This window comes from Dehalobacter sp. TBBPA1, from assembly GCF_040931655.1.
Taxonomy (GTDB): domain Bacteria; phylum Bacillota; class Desulfitobacteriia; order Desulfitobacteriales; family Syntrophobotulaceae; genus Dehalobacter; species Dehalobacter restrictus.
The window spans coordinates 482616-507562 of sequence record NZ_CP162385.1 but is presented as its reverse complement, the minus strand read 5'-3'; the positions used below and the strand labels follow the sequence as shown (position 1 = coordinate 507562).

The 24947-nt window shown below is 45.9% G+C and carries 18 protein-coding genes; 8 read left to right on the top strand and 10 right to left on the bottom strand.

The genetic code is table 11. From position 1 onward, the window contains the following. The first annotated feature begins 14 nt into the window (after nucleotides 1–14). On the top strand, nucleotides 15–782 hold the full coding sequence (locus tag AB3489_RS02510) for a D-alanyl-D-alanine carboxypeptidase family protein (RefSeq protein WP_368293837.1): 768 nt from the start codon (nucleotides 15–17) through the stop codon (nucleotides 780–782). A 59-nt stretch (nucleotides 783–841) separates the two neighbouring features. Here AB3489_RS02510 and AB3489_RS02505 read toward each other — a convergent pair whose 3' ends face one another. The 8 genes from AB3489_RS02505 to AB3489_RS02470 all read right to left on the bottom strand — a co-directional run bounded on the left by AB3489_RS02505 (nucleotide 842) and on the right by AB3489_RS02470 (nucleotide 12523). Further along, nucleotides 842–1420, bottom strand: coding sequence for a hypothetical protein (locus AB3489_RS02505; protein WP_015043883.1), 579 nt, complete (start codon nucleotides 1418–1420; stop codon nucleotides 842–844). After that, nucleotides 1421–2194: an NAD(+) synthase gene (gene nadE, locus AB3489_RS02500; RefSeq protein WP_368293835.1), complete on the bottom strand. Its 774-nt coding sequence runs from the start codon at nucleotides 2192–2194 to the stop codon at nucleotides 1421–1423. Nucleotides 2195–2547: 353 nt separating this feature from the next. Beyond that, the gene (argH, locus tag AB3489_RS02495) at nucleotides 2548–3930 is read right to left on the bottom strand and encodes an argininosuccinate lyase (protein ID WP_368293834.1); all 1383 of its coding nucleotides are present in this window, start codon (nucleotides 3928–3930) and stop codon (nucleotides 2548–2550) included. A 145-nt stretch (nucleotides 3931–4075) separates the two neighbouring features. Further along, nucleotides 4076–5281, bottom strand: coding sequence for an argininosuccinate synthase (locus tag AB3489_RS02490; protein ID WP_019226817.1), 1206 nt, complete (start codon nucleotides 5279–5281; stop codon nucleotides 4076–4078). A 26-nt stretch (nucleotides 5282–5307) separates the two neighbouring features. Further along, complete coding sequence (argF, locus tag AB3489_RS02485; protein ID WP_368293833.1) at nucleotides 5308–6252, bottom strand: ornithine carbamoyltransferase; 945 nt, start codon at nucleotides 6250–6252, stop codon at nucleotides 5308–5310. A 246-nt stretch (nucleotides 6253–6498) separates the two neighbouring features. Beyond that, nucleotides 6499–7509 (bottom strand): anion permease, encoded by a 1011-nt coding sequence (locus tag AB3489_RS02480; RefSeq protein WP_368293832.1) that lies wholly within the window; start codon nucleotides 7507–7509, stop codon nucleotides 6499–6501. Then, nucleotides 7502–8119, bottom strand: a complete 618-nt coding sequence (locus tag AB3489_RS02475; RefSeq protein WP_019226820.1) for a DUF47 domain-containing protein — start codon at nucleotides 8117–8119, stop codon at nucleotides 7502–7504. Before AB3489_RS02475 ends, AB3489_RS02480 begins: the two co-directional genes overlap by 8 nt. A 129-nt stretch (nucleotides 8120–8248) precedes the next feature. Beyond that, on the bottom strand, nucleotides 8249–12523 hold the full coding sequence (locus tag AB3489_RS02470) for an acyl-CoA dehydratase activase-related protein (RefSeq protein WP_368293831.1): 4275 nt from the start codon (nucleotides 12521–12523) through the stop codon (nucleotides 8249–8251). Nucleotides 12524–12821: 298 nt separating this feature from the next. On the opposite strand from AB3489_RS02470, the gene AB3489_RS02465 reads away from it, so the two are divergent. The 6 genes from AB3489_RS02465 (at nucleotide 12822) to AB3489_RS02440 (ending at nucleotide 17798) form a co-directional block, all read left to right on the top strand. After that, nucleotides 12822–13238 carry a PspC domain-containing protein gene (locus AB3489_RS02465; RefSeq protein ID WP_019225241.1) on the top strand — a complete coding sequence of 139 codons (417 nt, stop codon included), beginning with the start codon at nucleotides 12822–12824 and terminating at the stop codon, nucleotides 13236–13238. Continuing rightward, nucleotides 13235–13531 carry a DUF5668 domain-containing protein gene (locus AB3489_RS02460; protein ID WP_368293830.1) on the top strand — a complete coding sequence of 99 codons (297 nt, stop codon included), beginning with the start codon at nucleotides 13235–13237 and terminating at the stop codon, nucleotides 13529–13531. The genes AB3489_RS02465 and AB3489_RS02460 overlap by 4 nt, the downstream gene beginning before the upstream one ends. Nucleotides 13532–13888: 357 nt before the next feature. Next, a complete protein-coding gene (locus AB3489_RS02455) occupies nucleotides 13889–14968 on the top strand; it encodes a hydrogenase small subunit (RefSeq protein WP_019225239.1) in 1080 nt (359 codons plus the stop codon). 3 nt (nucleotides 14969–14971) lie between these two features. Beyond that, nucleotides 14972–16537, top strand: a complete 1566-nt coding sequence (locus AB3489_RS02450) for a nickel-dependent hydrogenase large subunit (protein ID WP_019225238.1) — start codon at nucleotides 14972–14974, stop codon at nucleotides 16535–16537. Between the two features lie 20 nt (nucleotides 16538–16557). Continuing rightward, on the top strand, nucleotides 16558–17181 hold the full coding sequence (cybH, locus tag AB3489_RS02445; RefSeq protein ID WP_368293829.1) for a Ni/Fe-hydrogenase, b-type cytochrome subunit: 624 nt from the start codon (nucleotides 16558–16560) through the stop codon (nucleotides 17179–17181). Nucleotides 17182–17297: 116 nt separating this feature from the next. After that, the gene (locus tag AB3489_RS02440; protein WP_368293828.1) at nucleotides 17298–17798 is read left to right on the top strand and encodes a HyaD/HybD family hydrogenase maturation endopeptidase; all 501 of its coding nucleotides are present in this window, start codon (nucleotides 17298–17300) and stop codon (nucleotides 17796–17798) included. Nucleotides 17799–17904: 106 nt separating this feature from the next. On the opposite strand, the gene AB3489_RS02435 is transcribed toward AB3489_RS02440, so the two are convergent. Both AB3489_RS02435 and AB3489_RS02430 read right to left on the bottom strand, forming a co-directional pair. Further along, a complete protein-coding gene (locus AB3489_RS02435) occupies nucleotides 17905–19095 on the bottom strand; it encodes a pyridoxal phosphate-dependent aminotransferase (RefSeq protein WP_368293827.1) in 1191 nt (396 codons plus the stop codon). Nucleotides 19096–19242: 147 nt separating this feature from the next. Next, nucleotides 19243–19623 (bottom strand): iron-sulfur cluster assembly scaffold protein, encoded by a 381-nt coding sequence (locus tag AB3489_RS02430; RefSeq protein WP_368293826.1) that lies wholly within the window; start codon nucleotides 19621–19623, stop codon nucleotides 19243–19245. A 349-nt stretch (nucleotides 19624–19972) separates the two neighbouring features. On the opposite strand from AB3489_RS02430, the gene AB3489_RS02425 reads away from it, so the two are divergent. Further along, a complete protein-coding gene (locus tag AB3489_RS02425) occupies nucleotides 19973–24940 on the top strand; it encodes an Ig-like domain-containing protein (RefSeq protein ID WP_368293825.1) in 4968 nt (1655 codons plus the stop codon). Nucleotides 24941–24947: the final 7 nt, after the last annotated feature.

Below are 24947 nucleotides of genomic sequence, written 5' to 3'. Positions count from 1 at the left end.
ATACAGGAGAAACGATGAAAAATAAGTTGATTTTTTCTTTACTTGTCATTCTATTTGGGATTTTTTTCATAAGCGGTTGTATTCAAATGAGCATTCCTGATGCTTCCCCTGATTCTCAGGGTTCGCAAACATCTGCAGAAAACGTTCCGGTTGATACCTTTATGCTAAGAATCGGCGCTGCGAGTAAGGAAGCGATAAATTATCACGATGTTGCCAACATCGCTGTTTTAGTGAATAAACAAAATCAGCTTCCCTCCGATTATGTTCCACCGGATCTGGTTGAAGTCAACATTCCTTTTACTTTTAAGGAAAAAGCTGAGAAAAGAATGCTGCGTCAGGAAGCTGCTGCGAAGCTCGAGGAATTATTTTCTGCTGCGAAAGAAAATGGTGTAATTTTTTATGGTGTATCAGGCTACCGCTCCTATCAAACGCAGCAGGATTTATTTGCGAGTTTTACCCGACGGTACGGAACCGAGGAAAAAGCCAACCAAATCAGTGCGAGACCCGGTGAAAGTGAACACCAAACCGGTCTGGCAATGGATGTATCCTGCCAGAGCGTTAACTTCGGTCTGGAAGAGACATTTGGAGATACGGACGAATATGTCTGGCTGAAAGATAATGCTCATCGTTTCGGCTTTATCATCCGCTACCCGAAGGGCAAAGAATACCTGACGGAATATACCTACGAACCTTGGCATCTGCGCTATATCGGACAAGACCTGGCCACGAAACTCTATGAACAGCATCTCACTTACGAGGAATACCTGTTCTTCAAGATTTGATCTTATTATTCGTAAACTTGTATAGATATGGCACGCGCGTTAAGTAAAAAAATATTCTTCTACCGGTTAATACCGTTCCTGCTGAATTGCTCAATATGACATACAACGTCATTCCAGTCATAACAGCGGATGACACCTTCCGGAAGATTTCCGCGGTTATAAGGCGCATCCATCAGTAGCACCGGAATGCCCATGGAAACGATCTCCACTGAATTGGAAATAAAGTCATCGACGAACACATCAATACCGTGTTCCTTGACCGCAATGGTCTTGCTGAGCCCCCCTGTGAATATCTTTTCACCCGGGGGGATTTGTTTTTCTTCAAGCCATTTTTTTGTGATTAGTTCCTCAGCTCCCGGCTTTCTGGCTGTCACATAAATGATTTCATGCCCTGCTTCTGTTAAGGAAACAATGCTCTCAACCGACCCTTTGACCGGCTCCGGTGTTGAGAAGAGAACTTCCATATTTTTGTCAAAAAAGGTGTCTAGTTCATTCCAGTCAACGTCGTAGATTTTCGACATATCGTAATTGTCAATTTCCATAATATTTTTGCCGTATTGCCTGTTGAGTTCTTCTGTGAACACAGGAAAACTGTCCGCGACGACGCCGTCTATATCTAATCCGATCCGTAGTTTCATCTAATCCAGCCTCTCCGGTTTTTCTAATTCGATGGTTGGGGGCAATTGCCGTTTATGCTCACTCATTTTATGCAGTCTTTCGATTTTGGCGACAACATCGTCAGGAATCTTTTCTCCCAAAAGATATTTATCGATAAGATCATAGGAAAAACCCATCTCTCCCTCATCGGTCTGTCCCTGCCAAAGACCAGCAGTCGGTGTTCTGGAAGCTATTTTTTCCGGCAGGCCCAGTGCCCTTGCCCAGGCTCTTACTTCCGTCTTGGTAAGTGAGCTGATCGGCAGAAGATCCACGCCGCCATCCCCATATTTCGTAAAATATCCGGTATAGCTCTCAGGGGCATTGTCTGTCCCGACAACCAGATACTCCCTGATATTGGCTACCGTATACAGCGTAGACATACGGAGCCGTGCTTTAAGGTTCCCTTGTCCTGCTTGCTGAATATTCAGAGGCGTCTGATTAGCTTTTAAAGCGGTCTTCATCCGGTCATAAATGGCTGCATGTGCTTCCCCGAGATCAATCTCGATCACTTCCATCCCAAGGGTCTCTGCAATCAAATAGGCATCCTCGCGATCCGCAGGATTTGATTGGCATGGCATGATCACACCAAGGCAGTAATCAGGAAATGCTTTTTTGCATAAAGCTGCCACCACCGCAGAATCTACACCGCCGGAAATTCCGCAGACCAAACCTTTGGTCTTTGCCTCAGTGTTTTTTCCCCGCAGCCATTCCACAACCTGCTTTTGGCGTTCCAGTATTTCTTCAGTACTCCACACCGGTACGGCCTCCTTTTTTATTTCACAATAGTTTTATGATCATTCAAATATTTATCAAAAGTTTAGACATAAAATTTAAATTTTATATTTTTTTAGAATCCATTCTTTTAACTTAATCCACAATATCCACATTTTTATCCACAAAATTTTAAGATGACCGTTGGATTCTGTCAGCATTCTTTGCTATGTACCGTCATTTCAGCATCGCCGGCTATTTGTTATTTTCACATTTTTTACATTCTAATTACATATTCTTAACATATTCTTAAAATTTCTTGATTAATACTCTGAAGGCAGCAAAATGTACCATTATTCGTGCTAAATTTACACTTGATTGTTTTCTTAATTGTTTTTTACCACCTGAGTTGATCCAGAGTTTCTTTACTAAACTGTATCGCTGTCTGAACAGCCTCCGGTGCAGGACCTCCGGTAACGCTCCTCTTCTGAACGCAGGTTTGAAGAGAAATAGCCTCATAAAGGTCTTCCTCGAAGAATTCGGATACTGTTTTCAGTTCTTCCAGCGTCAGATCCTCCAACGAACAGCCCCTGTGGGAACATTCCAGTACCAGCCTGCCCACAATCGCATGGGCTTCGCGGAAAGGAACATTCTTTTTGGCCAGATAATCAGCCAAATCTGTGGCATTGGTAAAGCCCTTCTTAGCTTCCCTTGCCATAATATCGGCATTCACTTTCATTGTAGCCAGCATTGGCCGGATGACCAGCAACGATTTTTGGATGGTGTCCACAGCATCAAACACACATTCCTTGTCTTCCTGCATGTCTTTGTTATAAGCCAGGGGAAGTCCTTTCATAACGGTGAGCAGTGTTATGAGATCCCCATACACCCTGCCAGTTTTCCCTCTGACGAGTTCTGCGACATCAGGATTTTTCTTCTGCGGCATAATACTCGATCCGGTGGCATAGGCATCATCAATCGAAACGAAAGAGAATTCACCGCTCGACCAGATAATCAGTTCTTCACACAGCCTGCTCAGATGCATCATCATGATAGATGCAGCTGCCAGAAATTCCAAAGCAAAATCTCTGTCGCTAACGCCGTCTAAACTGTTAAGCGTGACGCCGTCAAAATTCAGTTCAGCAGCTACTTCTTCCCGACGCAAAGCAAAGGTCGTACCCGCCAGCGCGCCCGATCCGAGCGGGGAGAGGTTCAGTCTCTTGCGAGTATCTCCGAGCCGTCCCAGATCGCGCAAAAACATTTGGACATAGGCCATAAGATGATGGCTCAGGGTTATCGGCTGGGCCTTTTGCAGATGGGTATATCCGGGCATCCAAGTCTTAAGATGTTTAGAACTCAAGTCAAGCAGGGTTTCCAGCAGCGCAGTGAGGAGATCTTTGGTGTTGTCGATTTCTTCTCTTAAGAATAGCCGAAAATCCAGCGCAACCTGATCATTCCGGCTGCGTCCGGTATGGAGCTTTTTACCGGCATCACCGATTCTTTCCGTAAGTAGTTTCTCAACGTTCATATGGATGTCTTCGGCTCCGACTTCAAATTCAACCCTTCCCGCCTGAATATCCGCCAGAATGCATTCCAGTCCCCCTATTATTTTCTCCGTTTCTTCGGCTGACAGGATACCTATCCTGCCGAGCATTCCGGCATGAGCAATGCTTCCCATAATATCAAATTTATAAAGGCGCCGGTCGAATGAGATCGATGAGTGGAAATCTTCGACCAGGGAATCGGTGTCTTTCTCAAAACGTCCTCCCCAAAGTTTCATTGGTTTAACTCCTTCCGAATCAAAATTAAGTATAGTATAACGCAACAATATGACAGAACACAAGAATGCGCAATGTGCTTAGACAATTGACATCCTTGTGTTCCATGCCCGCAAATCCATGCTCGCGCACCGTTGCGCATCATGATTAACGTAAGCCTGATTTTCTCTCCATTAAAGCGCGGACTTTAAGAGGCAGTCCAAACAGATTAATAAAACCTTCTGCGTCTTTCTGGTTGTAGACAGCATCTTCGCCAAACGTTGCAAATTCTTCATTATACAGCGAATAAGGGGATTTTATCCCTACCGGTGTACAGTTTCCTTTATATAGTCTCATCCTGACGGTTCCGGTAACATTTTTCTGTGTAACTTTTACAAACGCATCGAGTGCTTCTCTCAGCGGTGAATACCAGACACCATCGTAGACCATCTCAGCATATTTCAGCGCAATTTGTTCCTTATAATGCAGGGTCTGACGGTCAAGGGTCAACAGTTCCAGCGCCTGATGCGCGGCATAGAGAATTGTCCCGCCGGGAGTCTCATATACCCCGCGCGACTTCATCCCGACAAGCCTGTTTTCCACCATGTCGACAATCCCGATTCCATTCTTGCCGCCCAGGGCATTCAATTTCTCGATCAGCTGAATCGGTGCAAGTTTCTCTCCATCGACAGCTACCGGTATGCCCTTCTCTAAATCGATCAGCACATACGCGGCCTGGTCCGGCGCCTGCATCGGGGAAACCCCGAGTAGATAAAGATCATCCTTCGGTTCATTCCAGGGATCTTCGAGGTCACCGCCTTCATGGCTTAAATGCCACAGGTTACGGTCCATGCTGTACGGTCTGTCCTTGGTAACCGGGACAGGGATTCCGCGTTCTTTGGCATAATCAATCGCATCATCCCGCGATTTGATGTCCCACTCTCTCCACGGAGCAATAATTTTCAGATCAGGATTCAGCGCTTTGACAGCCAGTTCAAAGCGAACCTGATCGTTGCCTTTCCCTGTCGCGCCATGCGCAACAGCGACTGCGCCTTCTTTTTCAGCAATCTCCACAAGCCTTCTGGCAATAAGCGGACGAGCAAAGGATGTTCCGAGAAGATATTTGCCTTCATACACGGCTCCTGCCTGAAGCGTCGGGTAAATGAAATCCGTAATGAATTCTTCTCTCAAATCTTCAATATATAATTTGGTGGCTCCGGTTTTAGCAGCCTTCTCATGAAGAGGTTCCAGTTCCTCTCCCTGTCCCAAATCTGCCGCCATCGCGACAACCTCATAACCATAGTTTTCTTTCAGCCATGGAATAATGATGGATGTATCCAGTCCGCCTGAATAGGCAAGCACTACTTTAGCCATACGCTTTCTCCTTTATTTTATATTTATTACATGACCAGCGCCATAATCGCTTTATGGGCGTGAAGCCGGTTTTCAGCCTCCTGAAATACCACGGATTGAGGACCTTCCATCACTTTGTCGGTGATCTCTTCTCCGCGGTGGGCAGGCAAACAGTGCATGACGATCGCTTCAGGATGAGCTGCCCCAAGCACTTCGTCATTGATCTGATACGGCGCAAAAATTTTCTTCCTGATTTCGCTTTGTTCTTCCTGTCCCATACTGGCCCAAACATCGGTATAAAGAATATCCGCTCCCCTGGCAGCCGCCACAGGATCTTCGACGATCTGCACCGTACTTCTGCTGAGAGATGCATTCTTCCAAGCCAGATCCATAATTTCCGGAACCGGCTGGTATCCCTGAGGTGAAGCAATCACGATGTTCATGCCCATCTTGCTGCCGCCAAGCAGCAGGGAATTTGCCACATTATTGCTGTCACCGATATAGGTTAATTTCAATCCCTGAATCTTGCCTTTTGTTTCTTTAATGGTCAAAAGGTCGGCCAGAATCTGTGTCGGATGCAGAAAATCGCTCAAGCCATTTATGACCGGCACAGAGGAATGCTCGGCAAGATCAAGAACCTCCTGATGGCTGAACGTTCTGATCATAATGCCGTCGACCATCCTGGACAAGACCCTTGCTGTATCCTGGATCGGTTCACCGCGTCCCAGCTGGATATCGCGGGCGCTCAGAAACATTCCGGAGCCGCCGAGCTGATAAATACCGGCCTCAAATGCCACTCTGGTTCTCGTCGAAGATTTGGTAAAGATCATCGCCAAAACCTTCCCCTGCAGGACAGGGTGGGGAATTCCGGCATTTCTCTCAGCCTTCAATTCCATGGCGACGTCAACCATATATGAGATTTCTTCTGCTGTGAAAGCATTCAGTGTAATAAAATCTCTGCCTTTAAACTTGCCTTTGTTTAATTGAACCATCATTATTCTCCTTTATCTCAATAATACGCAATATTGCATTATTATACCTCATCATGCATAATTATTCAATATCCCTGATGAAAAAGAAGCTATCCCCAGACGGGTAACCCTTACCCTCCTGAGGATTAAAAAAGAAGACTGAATCTACGATCTGCTTACCTGATTGTATAAAAGCATCTATAGCATCAGTTGGTATTTATCCGATATAAGATGCAGAATTCCAGTATCTTACGTTAGAATATTAGATTAGAGAATTCTCTCCACGAGTGTAATCAGATGATAAGACAGAGCTGCGACGATTGCCGTGGAAGGAATCGTCAGACACCAGGCAATCAGCATCTGCTGCGCAACGCCCCAGCGCACGGCCGAAATACGTTTGGCAGCGCCTACTCCCATAATGGAACCGGATACCACGTGCGTGGTACTGACCGGCAGATGGAGACCCGGAAACGCCGTCGCTACCCAGATAACGATCGAGGATGACAAATCTGCGGCAAATCCGTTGATCGGCTCAATTTTAAAGATTTTGGCACCGAGGGTATGAATGATTCTCCAGCCGCCCACTGCTGTACCGCAAGCAATGGCTATTCCACACAGGAGCTTTACCCAGAGCGGAACATCCATCGTCGACTGTACCCCCATGGCGACAAGCGTCAGCGTGATAATACCCATGGATTTCTGTGCGTCGTTAGAACCGTGGTTAAACGCAAGTAGTGCGGCTGAAACCATCTGCAGCCTCCGGAAGATATTGTTCGTTTTCATCGGCGCTTTATTGCGGAACAGGTAATATAGAATGGTCATGATCAGATAACCGAGTCCCATGCCGACGAGCGGCGAGCACAGCAGCGCCAAGACAATTTTCTTGATGCCGGCCCCCTGGACAACACCGAGTCCCGCTGCCGCGATCCCGGCTCCGAGGATTCCCCCAATAATCGCGTGGGAAGAACTGCTCGGAATACCAAAATACCATGTCAAAAGATTCCAGAAAATCGCTCCGATCAGTGCGGCGATCATCACTTCGGAAGTAACACTGTTCGCATCGACAATGTCCTTTGCAATGGTCTTGGCAACCCCTGTACTGTACATCGCGCCGATAAAATTGAGTACCGCGGCCATAATGATTGCGGTCCTTGGCGTAAGCGCTCTTGTCGAAACCGAAGTGGCTATGGCATTGGCAGTATCATGAAATCCGTTGATAAAATCAAATGCCAACGCAAATAGTACGACAACGAATAATGCAATATGCAGACTAGACATATTTTAATACGACCCCTTTTATTACAAGCGCGAGATCTTCACAACGGTCCGTGGCGTCTTCCAGATGTTCCAGTATTTCTTTCCATTTAATGATTTCAATTGGATTGCTTTCATTTTCGAACAGCTTGCCTACTTCACTCCGGTATAAACGATCTCCCTCGCTTTCCAGTTTATGGATTTTTTCTGTGTTTTCAAGAATAAGCTTTAATTTGGTGCGAATACTGGGAAGGTTGTCCACAGATATTTTAATAATATGGATACAGTCATCTAGAACCCGAATCAGCTCTTCAACCCCGGAGTGGGGCGGCGTCGCTTTATACATGATCATCCGTTCCAAGGCGCCTTGAATAAAATCAATGATATCATCCATGTTTGTCGCCAATGAGTAGAGGTCTTCCCTGTCCATTGGCGTCACCAGTGTCTTATTCAGGTTGTCAATGATCTTGTTGGTAATATCATCGGCACGGTGTTCCAAATCAATGAGTTCCTTCATCTTGACCGGGAAAGTGGTGGGATCCTTAACTGCTTCTTTTAATACCAGCGAGCTTTCGCAAATAAGCTGCGCGTTTTCCTTCATAAGTACAAAAAAGTCGTTTTCTTTTTTTGACACAGTCTTTACTTCCTCCTTTATCATAACCTGGTCAAATCTTCCCACATTATCTTAGCACAAGAGCCAAGGATAAGATACTTAAATTTATAAAAAACAGGCACTTAAAACAATGGGTAGAATACGAAAGATTCAGCCAAAAGCTCTCTCCAGCATCAGCTTAATCCGATTGATCTGGTTCACTTCACTGGCTCCGGGATCATAATCCACGGCAACAATATTGGTCTGGGGATACTGCTCTTTCAGGGTCTTGATCATTCCTTTGCCGGTAATATGATTCGGCAGACAGGCAAACGGCTGCATGCAGATAATATTGTTGGCGCCACTTTTGATCAGCTCCACCATTTCCGCAGTCAGCAGCCAACCCTCTCCGGTTTGGTTGCCCAGGGAAAGGAATGGTTTGACACTTTCCGCCATCTCCTGAATCGTTGGCGGGATATCGAATCTTTTACTATTCTTTAAGGCAGCCCTTAAATCTTCACGATAGCTTTCCATATACTTGACCAGCAGATTTCCGATGACTCTGGAAGATCGCTTACCGGCAAGATATCTATAGTTAAATTCCTTCCCATAGCAGCAGTAAAGTAAAAACTCCATCAGTCCCGGAACCACCATTTCTGCGCCCTCTTTTTCAATAAACTCGGCCATGTTGTTATTCGCCGCAGGGTGAAATTTTACGAGGATCTCCCCGACCAATCCAACCCGGGGTTTTCTCTGCTGAACAATCTCAATATTTTCAAAATCCCGAACAATGCCCTTCAGGTTTTCACGAAATAAGCTGCGGTCTCCATTGGCAACATTGATCTTGCAGATATCTATCCACTTTCTCAGAAGCTGATCCGCTGTTCCCGCATTTGTTTCATAAGGCCTTACCCGGTAGAAAACCTTCATCAGCAGGTCTCCGTAAAGCATGGCGATGATTGCTTTGACCGCCATGGAGACCGTCAACTTAAATCCGGGGTTTTTCTCCAAGCCTGCGACATTGAGCGAGAGTATCGGAATGTGTTCCAGTCCCGAGACCTGAAGCGCTTTCTTTAATAGCCCCAAATAATTGCTGGCCCGGCAGGGCCCCCCCGTCTGGGTTATAATGACTGAGGTGTTGTTCAGATCGTATCTTCCGGATTTCAATGCCCTTAACAGCTGCCCGATAATAATGACCGAAGGGTAACAGGAATCATTGTTAACATATTTCAAGCCTTCTTCAATATCTTCTTTTTCAACTATAGCCAGTACTTCAAAATGGTACCCCTCCGAACGGGCGACCTCCTGGGCAAATTCAAAATGGATCGGCGCCATCTGTGGAGCAAGAATGGTATGTGTTTTACGCATTTTCTTGGTAAATATTGGTCTCTGAACGGCATTTGGCCCCTTTGCCGGGTCCTCTATCGAATGATCATGTTTTATTCTGGCATCCATCGCAGCTTTAAGCGAGCGAAGCCTTATTCTGACTGCACCCAGATTGCTGACCTCATCTATTTTAATCATGGTATAGATTTTACCGGCTTTATGTAAAATTTCCTGGGCTTGTTCCGCAGCAATTGAATCCGGCCCGCAGCCGAATGAGTTTAACTGGACAAGCTCTAGCTCCGGTCTTCCGGCAACAAAATCTGCTGCTTCGTAAAGTCGGGAATGATACATCCACTGGTCCAGAACCCGAAGTGGCCTGGTGACTTTTCCGAGATGGGCTACCGAATCCTCTGTAAGCACTGCCATTCCGAGGGCCGTGATGACTTTAGGTATGCCGTGGTTAACTTCCTGATCCAGATGGTAAGGCCTGCCGGAAAGGACAATCCCGCGATTTCCTGTTTCTGCAAGCCATTGCAAGACCTCTTCTCCTTTTTTGCGGATATCCCGTTTGAAATTCAGATCTTCATTCCAGGCTGCGTCGACGGCCTGGATGATTTCTGCAAGGGTAATGCCTGAATGTTTCAGTTCTTCATACAATCTCTTACTAAGCTTTTTTTTATCTTCATACGGCAGAAAAGGATTCCAGAATTGGACACCGCTTTGCTTCAACTCGTCCATGTTGGCTTTGATCACTTCCGGATAAGCGTTGATCACCGGGCAATTAAAACAGTTGTCCGCCCCGGCTATTTCTTTTCTCTCCTTCGGTATGCAGGGATAAAATATGAACTTCACGCCTTGTTTAATCAATGACACGATATGACCGTGAACAAGTTTGGCAGGATAACAAACGGTATCGGAAGAAATTGTCTCCATGCCCGCCTCATAAACCTTCCGGGTGGAAACCGGCGACAGCTCGACCCGGAAACCAAGACGGGTGAAAAAAGTAAACCAAAAAGGATAATTCTCGAACATATTTAAAACCCTTGGGATCCCGATGGTTCCTCTGACTGCTTTTTCTTTTGCCAGTGGCGTATAATGAAAGATCCTGTTCAGTTTATAGGCATAGAGATTCGGAATTTCATCTGTCTGATCGCGTTCTGATCCTTTTTCACAGCGGTTTCCTGTAATGTGCCTGCGCCCGTCACCGAAACAGTTGACCGTAAGTAAACAGTGATTCTGACAGTTTTCGCAGCGGGCTGCGCTGACTTCCACCGAAAAGTTATTAATTTGATCTGGGGAAAGCAGCGACGTAGCCACTCCCTCCCGCCAGGCGTTCCTGGCCAAGAGGGCCGCACCAAAGGCTCCCATGAGGCCGGCAATGTCCGGACGGACGACTTCTCGGCCAATGGTCCGTTCCAGGCTGCGAACCACAGCATCATTCAAGAAAGTCCCTCCCTGGACAATAACCTTTTCACCAAATTCCTCAGAGCTTTTTAACTTAATTACTTTATAGAGCGCGTTTTTGATCACGGAGTAGGATAATCCTGCCGAAATATCCGCGACCGTCATGCCTTCTTTTTGGGCCTGTTTTACTTTGGAATTCATGAAAACCGTACATCTCGATCCTAAATCGGCAGGATTTTGAGCCAAAAGTCCTTTGCGGGCAAAATCCGCCACATTCATTTCCAGTGACCTCGCAAATGTTTCAATAAAAGAACCGCAGCCGGATGAACAGGCCTCGTTTAACATAATATTTTCAATCACACCGTTTTTTACTTTCAGGCATTTCATATCCTGTCCGCCGATGTCCAGAATCAGGTTGACTCCAGGCAGGAAATGATTGGCGGCTGTGTAATGAGCGATGGTCTCAACTTCCCCCATATCAAAAAAAAGAGCTGCCTGAGTCAGTTTTTCTCCGTAGCCAGTCACGGCAGAATAAGCAATTTTTGTGTTTTCCGGGAGCCTGTTGTATAGTTCTTTCAGAATATTGACTGCCGAAGCCAAAGGGTTGCCTTCATTATTAGTATAGGCGGAATAAAGAAGGGTGCCTTGCGGATCGATCAAAACAGCTTTTGTCGTGGTAGATCCTACATCCAGACCTAAAAAACATTGGCCCTGGTACATCTCCAGCTGATTTGTGCTGACAATATTTTGGGCATGCCGCCTTACAAACGCGCGGTATTCCTCTTCATCTGCAAAAAGTGGATCAAGTCTGGCTGTTTCATACTGAAGCTTTTTTTTGTCTGTTCTCAATTTTTGACCAAGCTGTTCAAATGTAATATCTTTATCCTGAGCAGAGGCGAGGGCCGCTCCGATAGCTACATAAACTTCGGAATTTCCCGGCACAATCATATCTTCATCCTTCAGCCCCAACGTTTCCTGAAACCGAACTCGCAGCTGCGGTAGGAAGTGAAGTGGTCCTCCGAGGAAGCCAACTTTCCCTTTAATTTTATGTCCGCAGGCAAGCCCTCCAATGGTCTGATTTACAACCGCCTGAAAGATCGAAGCTGCAATGTCCTCCTTGCGGACTCCTTCATTTAAGAGAGGTTGAATATCGGTTTTGGCAAAAACCCCACATCTGGCGGCAATCGGATAGATGACCCGGCTATGGGCAGCCAGCGCATCCAGACCAGCCGCATCCGTCTTTAACAGGACAGCCATTTGATCAATAAAAGCACCGGTTCCTCCCGCACAGATCCCGTTCATCCGCTGATCAAACCCCTTGTCAAAAAAGGTTATCTTGGCATCTTCTCCGCCAAGCTCAATGACAACATCCGTTCCTGGCAGATAACGATCCACTGCTTTGCTTCCGGCAATGACCTCCTGAATAAATGAAATGTCCAGATGTTCAGCCACAGCCAGTCCGCCTGAACCTGTAATTGCTACCGTCAGCGAAAATGCCGCATATTTCTGACCGGCTTCATCCACCAGCCTTTGCAACGTGCTCCAGATATCCGAATAATGCCGGGTATACCGGCTGAACAACAGAACGCCTTCCTTATTTAAGACAGCAATTTTAACAGTGGTGGAACCTATGTCTATCCCAACATGAAGGTTATTCTTTTCTTTGTCAGTGATTCTGTGATGATGCGAATCCAGATTACATTCCCCCTCAAACAAATTCAGCAGAATTATTTTTCCATCTGAGGGGGTTATTATTCATTGTCTACCTTACCGTCTGAAGTTATTAGAAAAATAATATAAATTTTTCTACCCACATTCTGTCCTTCGTGTTAATATAGTCTTATGAAATCACAATGGAATATTATTACCCAGAACAGATGGAGCTCTCAAAATAGAACCGCTGGAATATAAATGATGAGAATCCATAGATTTATGAAAAAATGACTTTTCGATTCCGTGAAAAAGCTAAACCATCAAGGAAGTTCCTTTTGAATTGGATTAAGGGGGATGGGTCATGGGTAAACAAATCTATCGGTCTCAAAACAAAGTGATTGCAGGGGTCTGCTCTGGAATTGCGGAATATTTTGAAATAGATCCTACGATTGTACGGATTATCTGGCTGCTCGCATTTTTTGCTGGGATTGGAATTCTTGCCTATCTCGTCTGCTGGGTAGTGATTCCTCAAAAACCTTTTGGCTCATTTGGCAGTTCTCAGAACTATGCCGACTCGGCAGATATCCCAAACAATGATCATAATCAGGCCATCAATAAGGACAAAAGCCTTAAAGTATTTGGCATTGCGCTGATCATTGTTGGTGCTGTATTTTTGTCAGACAGACTCTTCGACTGGTTCGACATTGACATCCTGCTACCCATAGGTTTGATTGCCGTTGGCGTTTACGTATTGTTTGCGAGGAGAGATCATCAATGAAAAAAAATATTACCCTGGGTGCGGTGATCATTCTGGTCGGTGTAATCTGGCTGCTTAGTAATCTTGACGTTTTTTCGTTTTCAATCATCGGAACTTTTTTCCTATCACTCAGGAAGCTCTGGCCTCTGCTATTGATTGGTGCCGGTGTCAGTCTATTGATTAATAAAAACTCCATGATGAAAATGATTGTATGGATCATCATCGTCATCTGCATCATGTTTTATGGTATTTATGGAATGAATAACGGCACGTTGAATTACCCGGAATTTAAGTTGCAGGAACATCTTTACTGATTGCATTGACCTTAAGTTATATTTTTGCAAGTTCGTTCTTATGTCTCTCCAGATGATACAGTTCGTATCAGAAAGATAAACATTTTGTCTATTTTAATAATTTATCTAACTATGACTTTTTCGTGTTTAGCTTACTTGCATGCTTTTTAGCCGTTTTATATTTTGGCACGCTTCTTGCATTTATTAATTTGGAAAATAGATAAACTTTATATATATTTGGATGATTTTTTTCGGTATATTGCTCACTGCAATAATATATTTTTACGAAAATGTATTATCTAAATATTTATAATTTTTATCCTATTTTATATTAAGTAAGAACTTTATTTTTTGGACATGTGGAGGAGGAATTGCAGAATGAACACATTTGATGCTCTGGCAGCAAGAGGAGTATCCCGGCGCAGCTTTTTAAAACTGATGACTGCGACTACGGCAGCTTTGGGTCTCCCTGCTGCAGTATCTCCCAAGGTCACTCAGGCTGTTGAGACTGCCTTGGACAAACCGCCGGTCGTATGGCTTCATGGAATGGAATGCACAGGCTGTTCTGAGTCACTTTTGGCAACACTGAACCCGTCAGCGGCTGAAGTGGTCCTGGATATGCTTTCGATTCGTTATCATGAGACCATTATGGCGGCTTCCGGCTATAAGGCCGAGGAAGCTTATCAGGAGGCCCTGAAAGAAAACTTTGTGCTCGTTGTCGAAGGAGCTATTCCTTCAAAGGAAGACAGGTATTGCATGGTGGGCGGCAAACCTTTCCGGGAAACCGTCCTGGAAGCTTCCAAGAAAGCTAAAGCCATTATTGCTGTCGGCAGCTGCGCAACCGATGGCGCCGGAATTCCCGGAGCCTGTGAGGTTGACGCTGTCGGCGTCCGTGAACTGTTGAAACAAAACAACATTTCAACCCCTGTCATCAATCTTCCATGCTGTCCGGTCAAACCGGCCACCATGCTCGGAACGATTGTTTACTACCTGACCTATGGCACGGTTCCACCCTTGGATGATCAGGCTCGCCCGGTCGTTTTCTACGGTAAGCTGCTTCATGACAACTGCCCGCGCCGCGGCCAGTTTGAAGCCGGCAACTATCTGAAAGACTGGAATGATCCCACCCAAAAAGACTATTGTCTGCTCCTGAAAGGCTGCAAAGGCCCGAAGACGTATACCGACTGCGCACAGGTTTGGTACAACGACAATACCAACTTCTGTATCAACGCCGGTTCACCATGTTCCGGTTGTTCAGAGGCAGGATTCTTTAAAACCTTCAGTCCTCTTTATGACAAACAAGAAGGCTTTGAACTTCCCGGCATCGGCCAAATTAATGCCGATGCTACCGGCAAGATTATCGGAGGCGTTGCCGTAGCAGGCCTTGCCGTTCATCTTGCAGCTACGGCAGCAACCGGCCGTTTAGGCAAAAAAGACCACGGACATAAGGAGGAGTAAGGAATGTCTGCACAGAAAATTGTCATTGATCCCATTACCCGTATTGAAGGCCACTTGAAAATAGAAGTAGAGATCGAAAATGGTGTCGTCTCTAACTCCCGTGTCATAGGCACCATGTACAGGGGCCTTGAAAACTTGGTTATCGGTCGTGATCCCAGAGATGCCAGTTATGTTACGGAACGTGCCTGCGGCGTCTGCTCGACAGTACATGGTTTAGCTTCCGCGCTGGCTTTGGACGCTGCTTTTGGTGCCGAAGTCCCCTATGGCGGCCGTCTTATTCGCAATCTGATTTACGGCGCAACGCTCTTGCATGACCACCCGCTCCATTTTTATCATCTATCTGCCTTGGACTATCTGGATGTCATGGCGATTGCCCAGTACAAAGGCAATGACGCTGGTTTAAACGGCGTTAAGGACAAAATTTTGAAACTGGTTGCAGCTAACGATACGGCGCCTCTGACGCCACGTTACAATCCTGATCAATATTGTGTCAGCGATCCTGAACTCGTTACGATGGCTGTTGCGCACTACCTGAAAGCCTTGGAAATGCAGGCAAAAGCCAAGAAAATGTCTGCGATATTCGCCGGTAAACAACCACACCAATCCTCGATCGTAGTCGGCGGCGTCACGATACTGCCTACTTTGGAGCAAGTCTTCCAATACCGTTCCATGCTGATGGAGCAGATCGCCTTCGTTGAAAATGTCTACCTCCAGGATGTCCTGACCTTCGGGACCGGGCCGCTTCTGCCTTTGGCTCAGGCCGGCGTTGGCGGTAGTCATGGCAATTACATGTCTTATGGTGGCTTTGCCGGAGATGCAGAAGGAAAAGACTTGTTATTTACATCGGGTATCATTCTCGACAATAACCTGGCGACCGTTCATCCGTTCAGTATCGACAAAATCACGGAAGATATCACGCATGCCTGGTACAAGAGTGACAAAGGCAGAACTCCTTATGAGGAAGACACAGTTATTGACTTGGATAAGAAGGACGCCTATACCTATGTCAAAGCACCGCGCTATGAAGGCAAACCGATGGAAGTCGGACCGCTCGCCCGTATGCTCGTCATGCAGCCGAAAGTGCTTATGGACGTTATTACGAAATATAACATCAAACCCGGCGCTGTCGCCCGTCATGCCGCCCGGGCGGTGGAAACCATTCTTATGGCTAAGAAAATGCTCGAATGGGTCGATTCCCTCATTGCCGAAATGGGCAAGCCGAACTTTAAGATCCATGATACCGATCATTGGGAAATCCCCGCAAGCGGTCAGGGCGCAGGCTTGATTGAAGTTGCCCGCGGATCGCTTGGCCACTGGATTAAAGTTGAAGACCATAAAACAGCAAATTACCAAATGGTCGTCCCCTCGACTTGGAACTTTTCACCGACAGATGGAAACGGCGTTTTAGGCCCGGTTGACAAATCCATGATTGGGGTACCGGTACCAGATCCGGACAATCCGATCAATGTCGTCCGTGTCATCCGTTCCTACGACCCATGTCTGGCTTGTGCAATTCACCTAATCGATCCGCAAAGCAACGAAATCAAGAAATACAATATCGGCTTCTAAGGAAAGAGAGGGAACGAAAAATGGCTAAAGCATCTGATCATCCGTTTACCCAGCGAATCTCTCACTGGATAAACTTAATCACCTTTGCGGTCCTGATCTCGACCGGTTTTATCATCCATGCTCCTTTCCAGGGAGCCAATATGAATGTCGCCAGAAATCTCCACTTTATCTTCATGTACATTCTGGTGATCAATGGGATTGTACGTTTCTATGTCTCCTTTTTCGGGAAAAATAAAGATTATAAGGAGTTTTTCCTGAACAAACTAGATCTGAAGACTTTTATCCCCCAGATTAAATATTATCTGTTTATCAGTAAGGAACATCCAAAGACCAACAAATACAATGGACTGCAGAAATGTGCCTATATTGCATTACCAGTCCTGGCTGTCTTTCAGGCCATCACCGGGATCATTCTATATCTGCCGATGAAGTTCTCAGGAGCTGCTCAAGCACTTGGCAGCCTGGCTGCAGTCAGAGGGATCCACTATGTTGTGATGTGGTTGTTTATTGCGATCATCCTTGTTCATGTTTACCTTGTCTTTACTGAAGCTAAGGATGAGTTTTTTCTGATGTTCTTCGGTAAAACCGGTAAGAAAGAAAAGGGTGGCGCTAACAAAGCAAATCAATCGGTCATAAAAGGCTGATATTTACAGGCTGAAAGATTCAATTCCATCATATTGAGTATAATATTAAAAGTAAAGCTAGTATCATCGTATTACTAGCTTTACTTTACGAAACTTTTTAGGAAAGGACTTCACATATGACTCCACCAAAAATTATGCTGATGGGCGTAGGGAACGTTTTACTAAGTGACGAAGGCTTAGGCGTTCAGTTTTTAAATGAATTTAAGCCTGAAGAACTTCCTGACAACGTCGAGCTGTTAGAAGGCGGAACAGCCGGTCTGGAACTGGTCCATCTGATCAAGGAAACCGATTTCCTGATCATTGTGGATGCAATCAATGCCCAGACAGAGCCCGGCAGTATCTTCCGGTTCTGTCCGGAAGATATCCGGGTTTTCCCGGAGAAGTACCAAGTATCGTTTCATCAGGTGGGCATTCTGGAAGTTCTCGCACTGGCAGACATTCTGGGAAATACTCCCCAAACCCTGATCTACGGTGTTCAGCCGAAGAGTCTTGAATGGGGCATGGACCTGTCCGAGGAGATTAAGGCGGTTTTCCCGCGACTCAAGGAACAAATGTTTAAGGAATTCGGCCAAATCAATGCCGCATCCAGCTTCCTGGCTATTCCGCATGCCGAATAGGCATAAAGTGCTTCAAGCGTAACTTTAAATCTAAAAAGATACTGCTGATAGTTTTATACTATTGGCAGTATCTTTTTGAAAACTTAGGATTTTACAACAAACCTCACTATTTCAGCTTATCCAGAAAACAATGCAGTCTTCTCATACCCTCCGTTATCTGTTCCGGAGAACTTGCATAAGAAATCCGTAAATACCCCGGCGCCAGGAAGGCACTGCCGGGTACGACGGCAACCAGTTCGGAATCCAACAGCATATTGCAGAATCCGATATCATCCTTGATCTTCTGTCCTTCAAAGGACATGCCGATACAGTTCTTAATGTTTACAAAAACATAAAAGGCACCTTCAGGTTCCGGAAAGGAGATATGCGGCATTTTACGCAAAAGTCCGCAGATCAGGTCCCGTCTGTCACTAAAAGCTGCCTTCATTCTCAGCACATCTTCCCTGCTTTCCCGCATCGCCCCGACTGCGGCCCATTGGGCAATGGAGCAGGCATTGGAGGTAAGATGACTTTGAAACGAATTGATCTTGGAAGATAACTCGAGTGGGGCAATCGAATAACCGATCCGCCAGCCTGTCATCGCATAGGCTTTGCTCACCCCGTTAATGATAATTGTCCGGGAAGCCAGCTCCGGCATAAGCTGCAGCGGATTAACATGTTTGTTCTGACCGTAAACCAGCTTCTCATAAATCTCATCCCAGATCAGCCAGAGATCATGCTTCTGGGCGATCTCAGCCAGGCCTCTAACGGTCTTCTCGTCAAATAGGACCCCTGTCGGATTGGATGGGGAGTTCAGCAAAAGTGCGATGGTTCTGTCCGTAATTGCGGCTTCCACGCGGTCCAATCTTGGTATAAAACCACTATCTTCTGTTTCCACGATCACCGGTTTCCCATCTACAAGATGGATCTGTTCGATATAGCTTACCCAAGCCGGCGCAAGCAGGACAATCTCATCCCCTGGATCAACGATCGCTGCCAGCGCTTCATATATGCAAGGTTTGGCTCCCGGGCCAACGACTACCTGTCCCGGATCAAACTTCAGACCAAATTCCTTTTGGTAATAAGCACAAATTTCTTGACGAAGTTCAGGAACCCCAGGTGTTGATGTGTAATGAGTTTTCCCTTTTTCCATCGCTTCCGCCGCATACTTGAAAGCGGACGGCGGGGACACGAAATCTGGTTCCCCGGATCCAAACGAAATAACATTCTTTCCCTGGCTCTTTAATTCTTTGGCTTTGGCGTCAACAGCCAACGTAGCAGACGGCTTCATGCCCAGAATGCGCTGGGACAGCTTCATACTTTCAAATCCTTTCACCTATGGCGTTCTGTATATGTTGCAGACATCATGATTGCAGGCATTATTATTGAAACTATTTATTATCATATCGTAAACAATCAAAAATTTCATCATATTTCTGCCATTTTGACAAGATTTTCGACACTTTTAGCCCTGATTCTTTCTTTTGGATTCATAGTCTTCGATAGCTTTTTTCAGGGCCTGGGGACCCAGTACGGAACAATGGACTTTACTTGCCGGCAAGCCATCCAACGCGTCGAAAACGTCTCTGCCGCCTATATCTAAAGCCTCCTCAATACTTTTTCCTTTTACTAAAACCGTAAACATGCTGCTTGCTGCCACCGCCGCGGCACAGCCAAACACCAGATAACTGATATCCGTCAGGATACCATCCTTTACTTTCAGATAGATCGTCAGCGAATCTCCGCAGGTCACATCTCCAAAGATTCCCTCGGCATCTGCATCAGGCATGCTGCCCACATTTTGCGGGCACATAAAATGTTCAATAACCTTATCCGAATAATCCACGTTTCTTCCTCCGGTCTAATCCCAACCTGTTTTTCCAGAATCGTTCCAACCCTTTTGACCTATTCTCTTTAATAGTCTACAACCAAAATTCTTTTTTCTCAAATCTAAACGAGTGTGGTCTAAAAAAGAGTGTTTTTGCATAAACATAGTATGGCGTGCAGCGGCACACGCAGCTGCAAATCCGTGAACAAAGTGCTTCATCCATAAAAAGGATATTTGTCAGATGTATAGAATTATCGATTAATTACGTCTAATATGTTGTTAAACACGCTAATCAGTTATGAGATGCTTCTAAATATAATATTAAACTGACAATACCATCGTATTGTGTCGAAAGGATGGTTAATTTATGGCAAAGAATTTCAGGAACTTGATGAGTTGGAAAAGGTCAATCGGCATCGCCTTAGTTCTTGTAATGGCTATCAGCATTTTCTACGGATTTGACTTTTTCCGTCTAAATGACACAACAGTTTTGGCCTCGGATATCGCTATTACTGCGGTTGACTTGGATCAGCTCGGGATTGATACCACGACAACTTTTTTACTGACCAGTAAAGAAAGCCTGACTGAAAAAATGGTGAAAACATCACTCAAGCTTCGTCCGGAATTTTCCTACACCTTGGATAAACAGAATAACGGCAAGAGCTATAAAATTATTCCCAAGGAAAAATTAGCACCGAATACGATTTATCGTTTGGCCTTTGATCCGGAAGCATCGGGAAAGGAAAACCTTAGCTGGGCCTTCCAGACCAAAGCAGCCTTTCAGGTGCTTCGTTCCCTTCCTGGAAATAAAAGCACCTCTGTTCCGGTAGACACGGGAATCGAATTGACTTTCTCTTCCGACAACTATGAAATTAGCAGCCTGAAGGATTATTTCAGTATCTCACCCGAGTTGAAGGGGGCTTTCGAAAAGCACAAAAAAACGCTGGTATTTACGCCGGAAGCACTGCAACCGGCCACCGTCTATACGGTCACGCTCAAAAAAGGCTTTGTACTCCCCGGTACGACGGAAACCCTGTTCGAAGACTATCGTTTCAGCTTTGAGACCGGGACGGTTGAACAGAACAATCCTCCTTTTACGTTTGATCTGAACACAAGTCTGACCGAATTCAGTACCAGTGAGCAGCCTGCATTTTCCGTATATTTCACCAACAATACGTATTCGGGAGGCCAAATCATAGACACACCTCCGCTTCATATCAACCTTTACCGCTATCCGGATCACCAAATCTTTCAAGCCTCTCTGGCGAAACGGGATGTGCTGCCTGATTGGTCGTACTATACCTTGAACCATTATCTCGAAAAATTATCGTCAGCCTACATACTGGCTGAATATGACACCAAATTTCTGAAGACAGACCCTTATAATCAATACATCATGCTACCAGAAACCCTGGAAGCAGGGTACTATTCCGCAGAATTCCAGGCAGACGAATCCGTCAGGCAAGTCTGGTTCCAGGTAACTGATCTTGCCGTCTACCTTGCCCAGGGACAGGATGAAAGCCTCTTTTGGGTTAATGACCTGCAGACCAAAACATCCGTTGCTGAAGCCACTGTCAGTCTTGAAAATAAGAAGATTACCGCCAGTACGGATAAATCCGGTACAGTTTTAATCAAGCAAAAGCTGTCCGGCGAGCAGAGAAACTATGCCTGGATCCGGCAGGGAGGCAAAGAAATCCTTGTCCCTATAGAGGCTTGGTATGAAGAAAGTAACACCGGCCAGATCAATCCGTCGGATTACTGGAAGTATCTCTATTTGGACCGAGGACTTTATAAGCCTGGGGATACGGTGAACTTTTGGGGAATCGCTGCACCGCGGTCCGGGAACAGTGCGCAGGGCAGTCAGATTGAATCGCTTCGTGATCTCACGATTGAAGTGTATGGTTATGACGGCGCCTACTACCCGGGGGGTGAGATTTCTCCGGTCCTGACCCAGGAGACCGCAGTAAAAGATGATTGTTTTCAGGGTCAAATCAAACTTCCCGTTCTAAAACCCGGTTACTATGAACTGCAGGTTAAATCTGGCGATGTTCAGCTGCTCTCACGAAGCTTTTCCGTAGAAAACTACCAAAAACCGGCCTATCAAGTAACATTGACTCAAGATAAGAAAGCCATCTTCGCTGGAGAGAAGGTGAATTTTCAGTTCTCGGCCTCCTTCTTTGAAAGCACGCCTGTCCCAAATCTGTCTTTGCATTACTTTTTGTCTGATCAGGAAGGTGACCTGACCACCGATGCAAAAGGAACGGCGGTACTTTCCTATACCGGCAAGGCTCACGCAGAGAATTATACGGACTACGATTTCCAGACATGTGCGGCCAACGCCACCCTTCCGGAAGCAGGTGAAATCTACAATTACGCTGAATTGCTTGTCTTTAAAAGCAAAGTCTACATCAACGGCCAAGCAGTCCGCCAGAAAGATACCTATACCCTCTCCGCCAAATTGTCATCTGTTGATTTAACCAAGCTAAACAATGGAGAATTTGCTTCTGAAGAGAACTATCTTCAGGGGCCGGTTGCCAATGCCCCGGTGAAAGCTAAGCTCTGCCAGGAAGTCGTTACAAGAACCGAAACAGGTCAGTACTATGATTTCATCAGTAAAAAAATAGTCAAATCTTATAATTATGACTATGCCACAAAACTGGTCAGTGAGTTTACACTAACGACAGATGCTGACGGAACGCTGAAATATACAGGTCAAGTTGATCCGAAGGAATCCTACAATCTCTATCTTACAGCACACGACAGTGACGGCCGATCCTTTACAAGACAATTATCTATCAGCAAACAGGATCCTCAGCCGGATAACGCTTATTACTTCCTGCAGGGAACACCTGGTATTCACGGTTATAATCCTGGGGACCAAGTTCAGGTGTCCATGATGGTCAATAGCCAAGTTTTAAATCCTGCCGGAAGAAATATTTTATTCTACCACGGTCAAAAAGTCATTGATGCCTACCAGGTAAGCACTACCCCTAAGTACAGCTTTTTATTTACCGATTCATACATTCCAAATGTTACCGTAGGCGGGGTCTACTTCGACGGGAACAGCTACTATGAAGCGAGCAGCGTCATGATACCATTTGCAAGCCAAACAAAAAAACTGAATGTCGCGGTACAATCGGATAAGACTGAATATCGGCCCGGCGATAAAGTTCACTTAAGCCTTAAGGTGACCGACAGCAACAATGCCCCGGTTAAAAGGGCTCAGATTAATCTTAATCTTGTCGATGAAGCCTTATTCAGCCTGCAAAACCAGCGTGTAGATCTTTTGAACAGCCTCTATGGTGATAATCAGTATCTGACACTGATAACCAGAAAGTCCCATTATCACCCTGGTTTCTATGGTTTTGCTGAGTCCGGCGGGGAGGGCGGTTCGGAACGCAGTGATTTTCGGGATACCGTACTCTTCACCACACTGCAAACCGACAGTGGCGGGAATGCCTCAACGGACTTTACCCTGCCGGACAATCTGACATCCTGGCGGGTTACCTATCAGGCTTTTACTCAGAATCTTCAGGCTGGCAGTGGCACCTCGCAGCTTACGGTACGTTTGCCGTTCTTTGTCGAAGTGACATTGAACAGCAATTATCTCATAGGAGACTCTCCGATTGTCCTTACACGTTCTTATGGAGAAAAACTCAAAAGCAGCCAAAATGTTTCTTATACCGTGAAACTAACCAGTCTCAGTGGGAAGGAGCAGACGTGGCGTCAAAGCGATGCCGCATTTTCTGCTACAGATTGGAAACTTCCGACCCTCGAAGCAGGTACTTACCGGCTGACCGTATCCGGCAGTCAGAATGGCCTTACCGACACGCTGACCAAGGAATTTACCGCAGTAAAATCGTTTCAGCAAAGGATTGTATCGGACCAAAATCTTTTAACGGAAGGCCATGGACTCAAAGGTTCTTCTGAAGAACCAACGACAGTGATCTTCAGTGATTCTGAGAAGAGCCAATACCTCCGGGGACTTTACCAGCTTATCTGGAATAATGGAAGCCGCCTCGAGCAAAAGCTTGCCGCCCAGGAAGCCGCCAGGCTTTTGGAAAAGTATTTCTCCGACAGTCCCGAATCTAATATCCCTCTGGTTGAAGATAGGGAGGATCGGGATTCTCTGCTCCTTTACCAGCGGTCCGACGGTGGAATCAGCATTCTTTCTTATGGAGAAAGTGATCCGGCCTTGACCGCAATGGTCGCCTCCGCTGCCCCAGGTGTCTTTGATGATCAGGCCTTAATCCGCTATTTTTACAGAATTCTGGAAGCTGAAGACACAGGAGAATCAGGAAAAGAGGAAGATCAAGGGAATCAGGGAAGTCAGACACCTGCAGCAGACGATGAAAGTATGATTCTTCTCGGACTTGCTTCCCTGGGAGAGCCTGTTCTTCAGCAAATTGACAACTATATGCAGAAGGAAGATCTGTCTGCGGAAGAAAAAATCAACCTGGCTCTGGCTCTGTTGGAAACCGGGGATGGAGCCTACGCCAAACAGGTTTATCAGGAACTGCTCAGCACTTATCAGCAGGACCTCGGTTCTGTGCTGCGAATCAACGTAGGAAGCGATCAGGATGATATGATTCTGGCTACAACCCGGATGGCACTTCTGGCAGCGCGCCTGGACCAGCCGGAGAAAAACAAGCTTTACCAGTACCTGCTTGAGAATCCCGGCAAAGATATTTTGAATACGCTCGAGCAGCTGGAGATACTCCGCTACAATCTTCAGTATATGGCCTCTTCGCCGGTAAGCTTTACCTATGAACTAAACGGAAAAAAAGAGACCAAAACCTTAAAAAATATGGACTTCTTTAAACTGACCATTCTTCCTAAGGATTTGACGAAAATATCATTTACCAGGATTAAAGGCAAGGTTGGCATAATAAGCTACTACAGTGTTCCGGTTCAAGCCGGAGAAGGATCAGAAAATACAGATCTTAAGATCAGCCACACCTATCGCACCGGTAGTACGGAGACAAATACCTTCCATCGCCAGGATCTCGTCCAGGTCGTGTTAAGCTATAACATCGGCGATAAAGCACCCCAGGGGCTTTATGAAATTGTGGATGTACTTCCTGCTGGTCTTGCTCTTATCCCTCGTCCCGAAAATTACAATGAAGACCCGACTGCCAAAAATCACTGGGATTATCCGACAGAGGTTAATGGACAAAAGTTGGTCTTCCACGTCGGCAAGGACAAAGGCACGATTACGTATCTGGCACGAGTCATCTCACCTGGTGAATTTAACTGTGAAGCACCCGTTTTGAGCAACATTAAGAACAGTATCGTTTATACAAGCGGCAGCCAATCCAGGATTGTGATCAAATAAAAATGGG

Bases quoted from the DNA above. Each gene is read 5' to 3' on its own strand.
- AB3489_RS02510 (WP_368293837.1), top strand. From the start codon at position 15: ATGAAAAATAAGTTGATTTTTTCTTTACTTGTCATTCTATTTGGGATT.
- AB3489_RS02480 (WP_368293832.1), bottom strand. From the start codon at position 7,509: ATGTCTAGTCTGCATATTGCATTATTCGTTGTCGTACTATTTGCGTTG.
- argH (WP_368293834.1), bottom strand. From the start codon at position 3,930: ATGAAACTTTGGGGAGGACGTTTTGAGAAAGACACCGATTCCCTGGTC.
- AB3489_RS02465 (WP_019225241.1), top strand. From the start codon at position 12,822: ATGGGTAAACAAATCTATCGGTCTCAAAACAAAGTGATTGCAGGGGTC.
- cybH (WP_368293829.1), top strand. From the start codon at position 16,558: ATGGCTAAAGCATCTGATCATCCGTTTACCCAGCGAATCTCTCACTGG.
- AB3489_RS02455 (WP_019225239.1), top strand. From the start codon at position 13,889: ATGAACACATTTGATGCTCTGGCAGCAAGAGGAGTATCCCGGCGCAGC.
- AB3489_RS02440 (WP_368293828.1), top strand. From the start codon at position 17,298: ATGACTCCACCAAAAATTATGCTGATGGGCGTAGGGAACGTTTTACTA.
- AB3489_RS02435 (WP_368293827.1), bottom strand. From the start codon at position 19,095: ATGAAGCTGTCCCAGCGCATTCTGGGCATGAAGCCGTCTGCTACGTTG.
- AB3489_RS02505 (WP_015043883.1), bottom strand. From the start codon at position 1,420: ATGAAACTACGGATCGGATTAGATATAGACGGCGTCGTCGCGGACAGT.
- AB3489_RS02460 (WP_368293830.1), top strand. From the start codon at position 13,235: ATGAAAAAAAATATTACCCTGGGTGCGGTGATCATTCTGGTCGGTGTA.
- AB3489_RS02425 (WP_368293825.1), top strand. From the start codon at position 19,973: ATGGCAAAGAATTTCAGGAACTTGATGAGTTGGAAAAGGTCAATCGGC.
- AB3489_RS02490 (WP_019226817.1), bottom strand. From the start codon at position 5,281: ATGGCTAAAGTAGTGCTTGCCTATTCAGGCGGACTGGATACATCCATC.
- AB3489_RS02450 (WP_019225238.1), top strand. From the start codon at position 14,972: ATGTCTGCACAGAAAATTGTCATTGATCCCATTACCCGTATTGAAGGC.
- argF (WP_368293833.1), bottom strand. From the start codon at position 6,252: ATGGTTCAATTAAACAAAGGCAAGTTTAAAGGCAGAGATTTTATTACA.